This window comes from Sphingomonas sp. NPDC092440, from assembly GCF_044754985.1.
In the GTDB taxonomy this organism is placed as follows: Bacteria; Pseudomonadota; Alphaproteobacteria; order Sphingomonadales; family Sphingomonadaceae; genus Sphingomonas.
The window spans coordinates 108,535-121,394 of the sequence record NZ_JBIVQA010000002.1 but is presented as its reverse complement, the minus strand read 5'-3'; the positions used below and the strand labels follow the sequence as shown (position 1 = coordinate 121,394).

At 67.7% G+C, this 12,860-nt stretch carries 11 protein-coding genes and 2 tRNA genes; 8 read left to right on the top strand and 5 right to left on the bottom strand.

The genetic code is table 11. From position 1 onward, the window contains the following. The first annotated feature begins 17 nt into the window (after nucleotides 1-17). The 4 genes from ACIQCS_RS03405 (at nucleotide 18) to ACIQCS_RS03390 (ending at nucleotide 1,569) form a co-directional block, all read left to right on the top strand. Nucleotides 18-203, top strand: a complete 186-nt coding sequence (locus ACIQCS_RS03405) for a hypothetical protein (RefSeq protein WP_086129626.1) — start codon at nucleotides 18-20, stop codon at nucleotides 201-203. Further along, entirely contained in the window at nucleotides 203-505 is a 303-nt protein-coding gene (locus ACIQCS_RS03400; protein ID WP_345851892.1) for a cell division protein ZapA, read from the top strand. Before ACIQCS_RS03405 ends, ACIQCS_RS03400 begins: the two co-directional genes overlap by 1 nt. 303 nt (nucleotides 506-808) lie before the next feature. Beyond that, nucleotides 809-1,360: a 5-formyltetrahydrofolate cyclo-ligase gene (locus ACIQCS_RS03395; protein WP_345851891.1), complete on the top strand. Its 552-nt coding sequence runs from the start codon at nucleotides 809-811 to the stop codon at nucleotides 1,358-1,360. Continuing rightward, nucleotides 1,342-1,569 carry a DUF2842 domain-containing protein gene (locus tag ACIQCS_RS03390; RefSeq protein WP_345851890.1) on the top strand — a complete coding sequence of 76 codons (228 nt, stop codon included), beginning with the start codon at nucleotides 1,342-1,344 and terminating at the stop codon, nucleotides 1,567-1,569. Before ACIQCS_RS03395 ends, ACIQCS_RS03390 begins: the two co-directional genes overlap by 19 nt. Before the next feature lie 245 nt (nucleotides 1,570-1,814). Here ACIQCS_RS03390 and ACIQCS_RS03385 read toward each other — a convergent pair. The 3 genes from ACIQCS_RS03385 to ACIQCS_RS03375 all read right to left on the bottom strand — a co-directional run bounded on the left by ACIQCS_RS03385 (nucleotide 1,815) and on the right by ACIQCS_RS03375 (nucleotide 3,240). Then, nucleotides 1,815-1,891: transfer RNA gene (locus tag ACIQCS_RS03385), tRNA-Asp, on the bottom strand. A gap of 89 nt (nucleotides 1,892-1,980) precedes the next feature. Next, nucleotides 1,981-2,057, bottom strand: a tRNA-Asp gene (locus tag ACIQCS_RS03380). A 46-nt stretch (nucleotides 2,058-2,103) separates the two neighbouring features. Next, a complete protein-coding gene (locus tag ACIQCS_RS03375) occupies nucleotides 2,104-3,240 on the bottom strand; it encodes an AI-2E family transporter (protein WP_086130073.1) in 1,137 nt (378 codons plus the stop codon). Between the two features lie 274 nt (nucleotides 3,241-3,514). On the opposite strand from ACIQCS_RS03375, the gene ACIQCS_RS03370 reads away from it, so the two are divergent. Continuing rightward, the gene (locus ACIQCS_RS03370; protein ID WP_345851889.1) at nucleotides 3,515-5,005 is read left to right on the top strand and encodes a glycerol kinase; all 1,491 of its coding nucleotides are present in this window, start codon (nucleotides 3,515-3,517) and stop codon (nucleotides 5,003-5,005) included. A gap of 100 nt (nucleotides 5,006-5,105) precedes the next feature. On the opposite strand, the gene ACIQCS_RS03365 is transcribed toward ACIQCS_RS03370, so the two are convergent. Both ACIQCS_RS03365 and ACIQCS_RS03360 read right to left on the bottom strand, forming a co-directional pair. Next, nucleotides 5,106-6,242 carry a beta-eliminating lyase-related protein gene (locus ACIQCS_RS03365; RefSeq protein ID WP_345851887.1) on the bottom strand — a complete coding sequence of 379 codons (1,137 nt, stop codon included), beginning with the start codon at nucleotides 6,240-6,242 and terminating at the stop codon, nucleotides 5,106-5,108. Nucleotides 6,243-6,306: 64 nt separating this feature from the next. Beyond that, the gene (locus tag ACIQCS_RS03360) at nucleotides 6,307-8,010 is read right to left on the bottom strand and encodes a class I adenylate-forming enzyme family protein (protein WP_345852109.1); all 1,704 of its coding nucleotides are present in this window, start codon (nucleotides 8,008-8,010) and stop codon (nucleotides 6,307-6,309) included. Nucleotides 8,011-8,227: 217 nt separating this feature from the next. Here ACIQCS_RS03360 and ACIQCS_RS03355 point away from each other — a divergent pair, with 217 nt between their 5' ends. From ACIQCS_RS03355 to ACIQCS_RS03345, 3 genes are all read left to right on the top strand, one after another. After that, complete coding sequence (locus tag ACIQCS_RS03355) at nucleotides 8,228-9,451, top strand: serine hydrolase domain-containing protein (protein WP_345851886.1); 1,224 nt, start codon at nucleotides 8,228-8,230, stop codon at nucleotides 9,449-9,451. A gap of 48 nt (nucleotides 9,452-9,499) precedes the next feature. Beyond that, on the top strand, nucleotides 9,500-11,527 hold the full coding sequence (locus tag ACIQCS_RS03350; protein WP_345851885.1) for a 3-hydroxyacyl-CoA dehydrogenase NAD-binding domain-containing protein: 2,028 nt from the start codon (nucleotides 9,500-9,502) through the stop codon (nucleotides 11,525-11,527). Nucleotides 11,528-11,640: 113 nt separating this feature from the next. Then, on the top strand, nucleotides 11,641-12,798 hold the full coding sequence (locus ACIQCS_RS03345; protein ID WP_345851884.1) for an acyl-CoA dehydrogenase family protein: 1,158 nt from the start codon (nucleotides 11,641-11,643) through the stop codon (nucleotides 12,796-12,798). Nucleotides 12,799-12,860: the final 62 nt, after the last annotated feature.

Sequence of the window (12,860 nt, the reverse complement as noted above, 5' to 3'; positions counted from 1 at the left end):
TGCGTAACGCTTGCGGCATGGCAAGTACGCCCGCCGATCGTATCGAACAGGCCCTCGTCCGCATCGAGAAAGCCGCCGCCGCGCGGGCCTATGCCTGCGAACGGATCACCCAGCGCCACGCCAAGCTGCGCGCCCGCATCGAGGACGCGGTGAGCTCGCTCGACGCGCTGATCGCGCGCGAAGCCGGGGCGGAGCAGGACTGATGGCGGACCTCGACATCTCCGTCGCCGGCCGCAGCTATTCGGTCGCCACCCGCGAAGGCGACGAAGCGCATATCCGCCATCTCGAATCGATCCTTCAGCGCCATGCCGACACCGCCCTGCGCGCGTCGGGCGGCCTGAACGCCGAGCGCACGCTCGTCTATCTCGCGCTGATCCTCGCCGACCTGCTCGACGAGGCCGAGCGCAGTCCGCCCGAGGGCGTGTCGCCGGTGCTGCTGGAACGCATCGCCGACCGGCTCGAGGCCGTGGCCGCGGCGCTCGAAGAAGATGCTGGCGAGGCCTGACCTCCATCCCTCCCCCCAATCCCGTCATCCCCGCAAAGGCCGGAATGACGGAGAGGTAAGCGGGATGACGAATTTGGGCGGAGCCGTTGCGAATGCCCTGCGAAATCCCTACATCGGCCCATGGCGGGCACTGCCCGGTACGAGCCATAGCAATAATCCCTGAGGCTATTCATCATCCATGGGGGCTGTCCCTGTACGGATCCTGGTCCGATGCACATGGTCCCCACCTGACGTAACAGGCGTCGGTGGATATTCTGGCAAACGGCCATGGCGGTCCCGCCACCGCTCCCCTAGAAGCGTGGCATGATCGACAAGCTAGCCCTGCGGGCACAGCTCCGCGCCGAGCGTGACGCCTTCGCCATCGCAGCGAGCGAGGCGATCCTCGCGCCCGAGGCGTTCGTCGAGCGCCTGGCCCCCGGGGCGATCGTCGCCACCTATGTCGCGATCGGCAGCGAGGCCGATCCCACCCAGCTCGCCGCCGCCGCGGCCGAAAGGGGTTGCGCCCTCGCCCTTCCCTTCGTCGTCGACCGGGCGGCGCCGATCCGCTTCCTCGCCTGGCAGATGGGGGAAGCACTGGTCGATGGTCCGTTCGGCCTGCGCCAGCCGCACGCCGACCGGCCCGAAATCGCGCCCGACGTGATCCTGACGCCGCTCGTCGGCTTCGACGCGCGGCTCAACCGCCTCGGCCAGGGCGCCGCGCACTATGACCGCGCCTTTGCCCGCTATCCCGATGCCTGGCGCGTCGGCGTCGCCTGGGCGATGCAGGAAGTGCCGGCCGTCCCCTCCGACATCTGGGACGTGCCGCTCCAGGCCGTGATCACCGAGAAAGGCATGACATGGCACGCGGGAGCGTAGCGCCGAGCTGGCGCAAGCCCGCGGGCGCGCTGGGCATCGTCGCTTGGATCCTGGTGTGGATCGTGCTGGTGGCGAGCTTCTCGCACTGGATCGGCCGGCTGCACGTGCTCGCCCAGCTGCCGATCTATGTCGTGACCGGCATCGTCTGGATCCTGCCGCTCGGCGGGGTATTGCGCTGGATGGAAACGGGGCGCTGGCGCCGCGCCTGAAGGCCGCCCTTGCCCCTTGCTTTGTAGGATATCGCCTGCTGAACCCGTACAGCCGGCCGCGGGGTCTGCCGCTCTTTGACCTGTAGGAAAGATAGGATCATGCGTGCGCAAGAATGTTACGAGATGCGCCGCGTTTCCGGGAAAATAGGGAAAATAGGGCCGCCGAAAACCTGCGCCCGGCATGTACTTCCGGCACTTTGGCGAGTCGGCGCTTCATATGCTGCGGGAAGATGTCATGCGGCGCATGGCGCGAGTGACGGGGCTCGAACCCGCGACCTCCGGCGTGACAGGCCGGCGCTCTAACCAACTGAGCTACACCCGCATGTGCGCTCGAGACGGGACCATCGCCGCCATGGCATCGATCCGCCGGGCTCCGCACGAGCGGCGCCTTACCGGTCCGGCAATGGGGAATGGCGCGAGTGACGGGGCTCGAACCCGCGACCTCCGGCGTGACAGGCCGGCGCTCTAACCAACTGAGCTACACCCGCTCTCTCGAAGCGAGGAGGCGGGCACTAGACGCGAGATTCAGGGGTGTCAACCGGATTGGTCGCGACTTTTTCGCCGCAGCGGCCGATTATCCACAGGATCGTTCACCAAGGTCCCGTGCTCGAAGAGAAAACCGGCGATGTCCGGCTTGCCCGCCGCATTCACCACCGTCTGGATGATGATCAGCAGCGGCACCGCGAGCAGCGCCCCGGTGGTGCCCCACACCCAGCCCCAGAAGCTCAGCGAGATCAGGATCATGATCGGGCTGATCGTCAGCCGGTGGCCCACGATCAGCGGCGTCACCACATTCGCCTCGATCAGGTGGCAGGCGATCATCACGATCGGCGGCACGAATGCCCAGCCCAGGTCCGGAAAGGTCATCAGCCCGCCCATGGCCAGCAGCAGCGCAGCGAACACCGGTCCGAAATAGGGGATGTAGTTGAGCAGCGCGACGATGCCGCCCCACATCAGCGGCGTCGGCATGCCGATCGCCCACAGCACGCCCGCGACGATCAGGCCCAGCGTCAGGTTGATCAGCGTGATCGTGCCCAGATAGGCCGAGGTATCGTCCACCACGTCCTGGATCACGCGCGCCGTCGCCATTGCGCCGCCGAAGCTCGCCCGGCTGGTGATCGCGTTGCGGCGCAGCCGGGTCCAGCCGGACAGGAAGAAATAGATGACGAGGATGGCGAAGAACATCTCCACCAGCGCCGATGGGGCGGAAGTGGCGAACAGGTCGATCAGCGAGCGCGGCGGCGTCGCGGCCATCACTTCGGGCTGCTTCATCGGCGCCGAGGCGAAGTTCATCACCGTCTTGTTCACGAAGCTGTCGAGGTTCGCGTAGAACTCGATCAGCGGCTTCAGATTCTCCTGGATCTGCGGGATCTTGGCGGGAAGGTCGCGGATCCATTGCCAGGCCGGCACCACGATCGAGGCCAGCGCGACATTCGCCGCGATCAGGAACAGCAGCACGCAGATGAACGCCGCGATCGGCGCGGGCACGCGGTGGCGCTCCAGCCATTCGAGCAGCGGCACCAGCGCGATCGCGATCACCAGCGCAGTGGTGAGCGGCAGGAAGAACACCGCGCCCGCCTGCAGCGCGAAGGGCAGCGCCAGCAACAGGCCGATCCCCGCCATCAGCGCCAGCGCCGCCATCAGCCGGTCGCGCTTCTGGCCGTCGCCCATGCTTTCCTGGCTTGATGGCCCGAGCAAGGGTGCCCTTGCCGGTCCCGACGGCAGGCCGTCGTCCAGGGGTTCGCCGCCGATGCTGCCGGGTCGATCGCTCACTTTTGCCCTTCCCTTTCGCGGCAGACCCTAGCGCGTCCCCCCTCCTTCGTCATCCCCGTGAAGGCAGCCCCCTTGGATCCGGGCGGCTCGGCGGGAAACGCCGGATCGCCGCCTCCGCGGGAATGACGGTGCCGGGCTTTCGCGACCGTAACGGCTGCGCTAGCCTTGCCGCATGGGCGAGAACATCCTGGTCATCGACGAGGGCACCACCTCCACCCGCGCGATGCTGTTCGCGCCGTCGGGCAAGTGCCTGGGCAGCCACGGCGCCGACCTTACCCAGCATTATCCGGGCCCCGGCCTGGTCGAGCATGATGCCAACGAGATCTGGCGGCGCTCGCTGGAATGCGCGATGGCCATGGTGCAGCAGGCCGGCGGCGCGCAGGCGATCGCCGCGATCGGCATCACCAACCAGCGCGAGACGATCGTCTTCTGGGACAAGACCACCGGCGAGCCGCTCGCGCCGGCCATCGTCTGGCAGGATCGCCGTTCGGCCGCGATGTGCCGGGCCTGGCGCGAAGCCGGCGAGGAAGCCGGCGTCCAGGCGCGCACCGGGCTGCTGCTCGATCCCTATTTCTCCGGCACCAAGATCGCCTGGGCGATGCGCAACTGGCCGCAACTGAAGGGCGTGGGCGATCGCCTCGCCATCGGCACGGTCGAGAGCTGGCTGGTGTGGAAGCTCACCGGCGGCCTGCACGTCACCGACGCGACCAACGCCTCGCGCACGCTGCTGATGGGGCTCGGCTCCGGCGGGTGGAGCGACGGCCTGCTCGACATGTTCTCCGCCCCGCGCGACGCGCTGCCGGAGATCGTCGATTGCGCGGGCAGGTTCGGCACCACCAAATTGTTCGGCGGCGAGATTCCCATTTGCGGCCTGGCCGGCGACCAGCAGGCCGCGACGATCGGGCAGGCCTGTATCGAGCGCGGCGACACCAAGGCGACCTATGGCACCGGCGCTTTCGTGCTGACCAACGCGGGCGGCACCCAGCCCTCCTCCAGGAACCGGCTGCTCGCCACCGTGCTCTGGCAGCTGGGCGGGCGGCGCACCTATGCGATCGAGGGTTCGGTGTTCGTCGCCGGCAGCCTGGTCCAGTGGCTGCGCGATTCGGTGAAGCTGATCGAGACGGCGCAGGAGACCGAGGCGCTGGCCCGTTCGGTCAAGGACAATGGCGGCGTGTACCTGGTTCCCGCGCTCAGCGGCCTCGGCGCGCCCTGGTGGGAACCGGAAGCGCGCGCCGCGATCTCCGGCCTCAGCTTCGCCGCGACCCGCGCGCACATCGTCCGCGCCGCGCTGGAGGCGATGGCGCACCAGAGCCACGACCTGAAGGCCGCCTTCGCCGCCGACGGCGCGGACTGGTCGCGGCTGCGCATCGACGGCGGCATGGTCACCAACGACTGGATCGCCCAGGACCTGGCCGACATCCTCGCGATTCCCGTGGACCGCCCCGACTTCGCCGAGACCACCGCGCTGGGGGCCGCGATGCTCGCCGGCATCGGCTGCGGGATGTTCCGCGGGATCGAGGATGCGACGAAGATGCGCGGCGCCGGCCTGACGTTCGAGCCGGGGCTGGATGGCGATGCCCGTCGATCCCGCCTTGAGGGCTGGCGCCAGGCCGTCCTCTCCGTCGTCACCCCCGCGAAAGCGGGGCCCCATCCCCCGGACTAGCCTGTAACACTGTCGCTGTATTTGCTGCGCTCGTCGGAGACGATCCCCCGCTTTCGCGAGGGTGACGAAGGGATTGGCGGGGAACAAATGGGAGGAACCCCTACCCCAGGAACACCCGCACATATTCCTCCACCGGGCGCCGCAGCAGCGTCTCGTTGACGAAGAAGGGGATCGAGCCCTTCTCCCACCGCCCGATCCGCACGCCGGCAACCCGCCCGCGCTCGAACGCGGCTTCGGCCAGCGCCTGCGGCATCTCCAGCCGGTAGATGTTCGACGCATCCGGGTTCGGCGCGCGCTTCACCTTGCCGCTCTTCTCCAGCGCCGCGAACAGCGCCCCGGCCGCGCCATGCGCCCTGGCGATGCTCTCGGGCAGGCGTTGCAGCCCGTCGAGCGCAAGCAGGGCCGGTGCCCAGCCCTGATAGATCAGCCCGCCATAGAGGTGCCGCCACTCGCGCGCCCTGGCGATCGTCGCCGCCGGCCCGGCCAGCACCGCGCCGAACGGGGCGCCGAGATATTTGTAGAGCGAGACATAGACCGTCTCGAACGGCGCCACATAGGCCTTGCGGTCGAGCGTGGGCGGCGCAAGCAGCAGCCGGGCCGCGTCGAGATGCATCCGCGTGCCGTGCGCCGCCGCCAGCGCGGCGATCTCCGCGACGCGCTCCGGCGGGATCAGCTGCCCGTCCAGCCGCCGTACCGGGCTCTCCAGCGAGATCGCGCCCACCTTGAGCGCATAGGGGCCCTTCTCGGCGGCATCGAACGCCGCGACCAGCTCGTCCCGGGTCGGCGCCACCCGCCCCGCCGCCAGCGGCACCAGGTTGATGCCCGCCAGCCGCTGCGCCATGTTGCTCTCGTCGCGGTAGAGGTGGCTGTCATACTGGCAGAGCGCATGCGGCGCGTCCCCGCACAACACCCGCAGCGCGACATTGTTGGCCAGCGTGCCCGTCGGGAAGAAGGCGCAGGCTTCCTTGCCGAGATGGGCGGCAAAGGCCTTTTCCAGCGCCTCGACCGCGCCACCGTTCAGATAGCCGTCGCGCACCGACCCGCCGCCCGCCAGCTCCGCCAGCCGCGCCGACAGGGCGGCGGGATCGGGCGGCGCGGAGTCGCCGACCAGCCACACGCTGCGTGCATCGACCGGCGGGAAGGCCGGTGCCGCTTGCCACCCCGCCGCCCGGGCCAATGGCGGCAGGGCCATGGCGGCGGCGGCGAGCCCCAGGAACGCGCGGCGATCGGAATGCATCGGGAGTCTCCCTTCGGATGCCGATCCTAGCGCGCGCCGCTCCTTCCGCCAGCGCCTTTGCGGCTCAGGCCGCGGTCTCTCCGACGAACAACGCCCGCAGGTCCTTCTTCAGGATCTTGCCATTGGCGTTGCGGGGCAGCGTGTCGGCCACGAAGCGCACCTGCACCGGCACCTTGAACGCCGCCAGCCGCTCGCGGACGAAGCCCTGGAGCTCCGCCTCGGTCGCGCTGGTGCCCGGCGCCATATGGACCACCGCCACCGGCTCCTCGCCCAGCATCTTGTGCGGCACCCCGATCAGCGCCGCGTCCATCACCCCGGGGAAGGCGTAGAGCACGTCCTCCACTTCGCTCGAATAGATGTTCTCGCCGCCGCGGATCACGATGTCCTTGGCCCGGTCGACGATGTAGAGGAAGCCCTCCTCGTCGAGCCTGGCCAGGTCGCCGGTGCGCACCCAGCCGTCGATAAAGGTCTCGGCGGTGGCCTCGGGCTTGCCCCAATAGCCCTTCACGATCATCGGCCCCTTGGCCCAGAGCTCGCCCACTTCTCCCATGGGAAGCTCCCGATCGCCCTCGACCGTCATGATCTTGAGGTCCGCGGTCGCCACCGGCTGGCCGGCGCTGGTCGGCCGGGTCAGGTAATCCTCGCCGCTATGCTGGGTCACCGTCGCCATCGTCTCGGTCATGCCCCAGCCATTGCCGGGCAGCGCGCCGAATTCCTCATAGATGCGCTTCACCAGCTCGGGCGCGGAGGGCGCGCCGCCATAGGAGATCGCCTCCAGGCTGGAGAGGTCGTATTTTTCCCGCGCCGGATGCTCGAGCAGCTGCCAGGCGATCGTCGGCACGCCGCCGGTGAAGGTCACCTTCTCGCGCTCGATCAGGCCCATCGCCAGCTCGGCGTCCCAGCGGCGCATGAACAATATCGTCTGCCCGGTCGCGATGCCGGTCATCAGCGCGGCGCTGCACGCCGTGACATGGAACAGCGGGATCACCAGCAGGCCCACCTTGTGCGGGATCACCGCCGGCGGCATCTCGCCCCGCCGCAGCATCGCCCGCGCCGCACTGTATCCGCTCGACAGGATGTTGGTGCAGATGTTGCGATGCGTGCCCAGTGCGCCCTTGGGACTGCCCGTGGTGCCGCTGGTGTAGAAGATCGTCGCATCGTCCTCGGGCGAGACCGCCACTTGCGGAAAGGGAATGTCGGGCAGGCCGGCCCAGTCGCTCCGGGTGCCGATCAGCACTTCGAGACGGCTGGCATTGCCGCCCAGCTCCTCGTCGCAGCGGCTCACCACCACGCGCTCCAGCTCGGGCAGATGCGCATAGCAGTCCTTCAGCCGCGCATGCCGCTCGGCATCGACGAACAGCACCTTCGCGCCGGAATCCTTCAGCCCATATTCGAGCTCGCCGCCGGTCCACCACGCATTGAGCGGCACGATGATCGCGCCCAGGCTCGTCACCGCGAAGAAGATGGTCGGCCATTCCGGCAGGTTGCGCATCGCCAGCGCCACCCGGTCGCCCTTCCGCACGCCCATCTCGGTCAGCCGCTGCGCCAGGTGGCAGACCGCGCGATAGTTCGCGTCATAGGTGACCCGCTCGTCCTCGTAGATGGTGAAGACGCGGTCGCCATAGAGGCGCACCAGCTGCTGGAGCACGCCGAGCGTCGGCGGGGCGTTCTTCCAGACCCGGGTCGGCACGCCGCGGATCTCCGCGTCCTCCATCTCGAAGCGCGCGCCCGGCGCGGTTAGCGCCGCCTTCACCTGCGCCAGCGACATCGCCGGCCAATTGGGGTCGAGCGGAACGATCGGTTCGGGGGCCAAGGCGATTCTCTCCAGTCTATGCGCGTTCTGTTTCTAGAATGTTGGGTTTGGCACCGGATGCCGTACCGTAAACAACGTTAGTGTTGATTCATCGCGCGCTCAAGGCAATAGGGGAAGCGCATCCCCGAGAAGATGCGAGTCACGGGTTTCGAATGAGAGGTATGCCAGCCGCATGAAACTTGCCAAGCCCGAAAACCAGGGTTTCGACGCGGCCCGGCTGGCGCGGATCGATCCGTATCTGAAGACCCGCTATCTCGACTCGGGCAAGCTCCCGCACGCCCAGCTGCTGATCGCGCGCGGCGGCGAGATCGTGCATTTCTCGAGCCAGGGCGCCGCGCGCGAAGGCGGCGAGCCGGTCAACGAGTCGACGATCTTCCGCATCGCCTCGATGACCAAGCCGGTCACCAGCCTGGCCTTCATGATGCTGGTCGAGGAGGGGCTGGTCGGCCTCGACACCCCCGTCCACCACATCCTTCCCGAGCTGAAGGCGCTCGGCGTGTTCAAGGCCGGCGGCGACAAGGTGCCGTTCCAGACTACGCCCACCGAGGAGCCGATGCGGATGGTGGACCTGCTCCGCCATACCTCCGGCTTCACCTACAGCTTCCAGAACCGCACCAATGTCGACGCCGCCTATCGCGCCGGCAGGATCGAGGACTGGCACGGCAATCTCGACCTTGACGGCTTCATCGCGGCACTGGGCCAGATCCCGCTGGAATTCTCGCCGGGCAGCGAATGGAACTATTCGGTGTCCACCGACGTGCTCGGCGCCGTGGTCGAGCGAGTCTCGAGCATGAAGCTCGGCGACTTCTTCCAGCATCGCATCTTCGCGCCGCTCGGCATGCACGACACCGGTTTCACCGTGCCTGCGGACAAGACCGATCGCCTCGCCGATTGCTGGACGATGGTGCAGGGCAAGGGCCGGGTGATGTATGATCGCGGCGCCGAGAGCGCCTGGTCGCGCGAGCCGAAGCTCGTCTCGGGCGGCGGCGGCCTCGTCTCGACGTCGCTCGACTATCACCGCTTCTGCACCTTCTTCCTGAACAAGGGCGAGCTCGACGGCACCCGCCTGGTCAGCCGCAAGACGGTCGACCTGATGACGGTCAACCACCTGCCCGGCGGCTCGGACCTCAACACCATGTCGCAGTCGCTGTTCAGCGAGACGACCAATGCCGGCACCGGCTTCGGCCTGGGCTTCGCGATTACCATGGATCCGGCCAAGGCGATGATCCCCGGCTCGGCCGGCGAATATTATTGGGGCGGGATGTTCTCGACGTCCTTCTTCATCGATCCCGTCGAGCGGCTCGCGATGGTCTTCATGACGCAGCTTTCCCCGTCCATGCTCTACCCGATCCGGCGCGAGCTGAAGACGCTGATCTATTCCGCTTTGAACGACTGATTTTCCGCCAACCGGCGCAAGCCGGACGACGAATAAACGGAGACGAAAATGACCTCCCCCATCACCACCACTCGCCAGGGCGACGTCCTGATCATCACTTCGGACAACCCGCCGGTGAACGCGCTCGGCGCGGCGGTCCGCCAGGGCATCCAGGCCGGCATCCAGGAAGCGAAGGGCGACGACGCCATCAAGGCCGTCGTCATCACCTGCGCGGGCAAGACCTTCTTCGCCGGCGCCGACATCACCGAGTTCGGCAAGCCGATGCAGGAGCCTTCGCTCCCCGTGCTGGTCGATGAGATCGAAGCGCTCGACAAGCCGGTGATCGCCGCCGTCCACGGCACCGCGCTCGGCGGCGGCTGCGAAGTCGCCCTCGCCTCGCACTATCGCATCGCCGTGCCCTCGGCGAAGTTCGGCCTGCCCGAGGTCAAGCTCGGCATCCTGCCCGGCGCCGGCGGCACCCAGCGCATGCCGCGCGTCGCGGGCGTCGAAGTCGCGCTCGAAATGGCGACCAAGGGCGATCCGATCTCGGCCGAGCAGGCCAAGGCCGCCGGCCTGGTCGATCGCCTCGCGACCGAAGGCAACCTCGTCGCCGACGCTGTCGCCTTCGCGCAGGAAGTGATCGGCCAGCCGGTCTCGCGCTCCTCCGAGCGTCCGGTCACCGTCGATCCGGCGGTGTTCGAGGCGTTCCGCGCCAAGAACGCCAGGCGCTTCCGCGGCATGGACGCGCCCAACACGATCATGGACCTGATCGAGCAGACCGCCGGCAAGCCCTATGCCGAGGGCGTCCAGGCCGAGCGCATGGGCTTCATGAAGCTGATCATGGGCACCCAGTCCGCCGCGCTGCGCCACATCTTCTTCGCCGAGCGCAAGGCCGCGAAGATCGACGGCATCGCCGAGGACATCGCGCTGCGCGACATCAAGCGCGTCGGCGTGATCGGCGCCGGCACGATGGGCGGCGGCATCTCGATGAACTTCCTGAGCGCGGGCATCCCGGTGACCATCGTCGAGATGGCGCAGGACGCGCTCGATCGCGGCACCGGCGTGATGCGCAAGAATTACGAGGCGACCGCCGCCAAGGGCCGCATGACCGCCGAGCAGGTCGAAGGCGCGATGGGCCTGCTCAACCCGACGCTCGATTTCGACGCGCTCGGCGAGTGCGACCTGATCATCGAGGCCGTCTATGAGAATATGGACGTCAAGAAGGACATCTTCGGCAAGCTGGACAAGATCGCCAAGCCGGGCGCCATCCTCGCCTCGAACACCAGCTACCTCAACATCGACGAGATCGCCGCGGCCACCTCGCGTCCGCAGGATGTGCTCGGCTTGCACTTCTTCTCGCCGGCGAATGTGATGAAGCTGCTCGAAATCGTCCGCGGCGCCAAGACCGCCGACGACGTGCTCGCCACCGCGATGGCGATCTCGAAGAGGATCAGGAAGGTCGCCGTCATCGCCGGCGTCTGCTACGGCTTCATCGGCAACCGCATGCTGATGCCGCGCCAGGTCGAGGCCAACAAGATGCTGCTCGAAGGCGCCACGCCCGAGCAGATCGACAAGGTCCATGTCGCCTTCGGCATGCCGATGGGCCCGTTCCAGATGGCCGACCTCGCCGGTGTCGACATCGGCTGGCACCGCGATCCCAACCGCATCGAGAACATCCGCGACGCGCTCGCCGCCGAGGGCCGTTGGGGCCAGAAGAAGAGCGCCGGCTTCTACGATTATGACGAGAAGCGCACCCCCTCGAACAGCCCGCGCGTCGCCGAGCTGATCGCCGAGTGGCGCGAGAAGCTTGGCGTGCCGCAGCACGAGATCACCGAGGAGGAGATCGTCGTCCGCACGCTCTACACCATGGTCAACGAAGGCGCGCTGATCCTCGCCGAGAAGATGGCCCAGCGCGCGAGCGACATCGATGTGGTGTGGGTCTATGGCTATGGCTGGCCCCCGTATCGCGGCGGCCCGATGTTCTGGGCCGATACCGAGGGTCTCAAGAAGATCGTCGAGGGCCTTGAGAAATACGGCTTCGAAGTCGCCCCCCTGCTCCGCGAAAAGGCGGAGAAGGGCGAGAAGTTCAACAAGTAACCCAAGCTCCCTCTCCCCCGTCGGGGGAGAGGGTCGGGGGAAAGGGGCAGTCGCAACGCAAGGCTGCCCTATCCGCTCTCCCCACAGACGGAGAGAGGGAGAAGGATCTGAGGATGACCGAAGCACTCGACCAATTCCGCGCCGAAACCCGTGCCTGGCTGGAGGAAAACTGCCCGGCAGAGATGCGCACGCCGCCCAAGTCGGAGAAGGAAACCACCTGGGGCGGCCGCAATCCCCATTATGCGCATCCGGACCAGAAGGTCTGGCTCGATCGCATGGCCGCGCGCGGCTGGACCGTCCCCGATTGGCCCAAGGCCTATGGCGGCGGCGGGCTCGGCGCGGCCGAGACCAAGATCCTCCGCGAGGAGCTGAAGCGGATCAAGGCGCGCAATCCGCTCAACTCGTTCGGCATCTCGATGCTCGGCCCGGCGCTGCTGAAATATGGCACCGAGGCGCAGAAGCTCGAGCATCTGCCCAGGATCGCCCGCGGCGAGATCCGCTGGTGCCAGGGCTATTCGGAGCCCAATGCCGGTTCCGACCTCGCCGGGCTGCAGACCAGCGCCGAGGACAGGGGCGATCATTTCCTGGTCAACGGCCAGAAGGTGTGGACCAGCTATGCCGACAAGGCCGACTGGATCTTCTGCCTGGTCCGCACCGACAAGACCGTCAAGCAGGCCGGTATCAGCTTCCTGCTGTTCGACATGGCCTCGCCCGGCGTCTCGACCAGGCCGATCCTGCTCATCAGCGGCAACTCGCCCTTTTGCGAGACCTTCTTCGACAATGTCGAAGTGCCCAAGGCCAATCTGCTCGGCGAGCTGAACAAGGGCTGGGACGTCGCCAAATATCTGCTCGGCCATGAGCGCGAGATGATCTCGGGCTTCGGCCTGGGCGGCGCCGGCAAGGATCCGCTGGTCGAGGCGGCGCGCAAGGGCGTCGATCCGATCCTGCGCGCGCAGATCGCGCTGTTCCAGGTGCGCTCCAGGGCCTTCGCCGCGATGTCCGAGAAGTTCATCGACGAGCTGAAGGCCGGCCAGGCGCATCCCGCCCAGCCCTCGATGATGAAATATTACGGTACCGAGCTGAACAAGGCCCGCCACGAGCTCGAAATGGCGGCGGGCGGCGCGGACGCGCTCGAATGGGAGAGCGACGCCAGCCATCAGGGCGCCGCGGCCCGCACCTGGCTGCGCACCAAGGCCAATTCGATCGAGGGCGGGACGAGCGAGATCCAGCTCAACATCATCGCCAAGCGGATCCTGGACCTCCCTTCGTAACCGTCATCCCCGCGAAGGCGGGGATCCAGAGCCACAGGCGGCTCGCTCGGTTACCCTGGATC

Bases quoted from the DNA above. Each gene is read 5' to 3' on its own strand.
- ACIQCS_RS03405 (WP_086129626.1), top strand. From the start codon at position 18: ATGGCAAGTACGCCCGCCGATCGTATCGAACAGGCCCTCGTCCGCATC.
- ACIQCS_RS03400 (WP_345851892.1), top strand. From the start codon at position 203: ATGGCGGACCTCGACATCTCCGTCGCCGGCCGCAGCTATTCGGTCGCC.
- ACIQCS_RS03395 (WP_345851891.1), top strand. From the start codon at position 809: ATGATCGACAAGCTAGCCCTGCGGGCACAGCTCCGCGCCGAGCGTGAC.
- ACIQCS_RS03390 (WP_345851890.1), top strand. From the start codon at position 1,342: ATGGCACGCGGGAGCGTAGCGCCGAGCTGGCGCAAGCCCGCGGGCGCG.
- ACIQCS_RS03375 (WP_086130073.1), bottom strand. From the start codon at position 3,240: ATGGGCGACGGCCAGAAGCGCGACCGGCTGATGGCGGCGCTGGCGCTG.
- ACIQCS_RS03370 (WP_345851889.1), top strand. From the start codon at position 3,515: ATGGGCGAGAACATCCTGGTCATCGACGAGGGCACCACCTCCACCCGC.
- ACIQCS_RS03365 (WP_345851887.1), bottom strand. From the start codon at position 6,242: ATGCATTCCGATCGCCGCGCGTTCCTGGGGCTCGCCGCCGCCGCCATG.
- ACIQCS_RS03360 (WP_345852109.1), bottom strand. From the start codon at position 8,010: ATGTCGCTGGCGCAGGTGAAGGCGGCGCTAACCGCGCCGGGCGCGCGC.
- ACIQCS_RS03355 (WP_345851886.1), top strand. From the start codon at position 8,228: ATGAAACTTGCCAAGCCCGAAAACCAGGGTTTCGACGCGGCCCGGCTG.
- ACIQCS_RS03350 (WP_345851885.1), top strand. From the start codon at position 9,500: ATGACCTCCCCCATCACCACCACTCGCCAGGGCGACGTCCTGATCATC.
- ACIQCS_RS03345 (WP_345851884.1), top strand. From the start codon at position 11,641: ATGACCGAAGCACTCGACCAATTCCGCGCCGAAACCCGTGCCTGGCTG.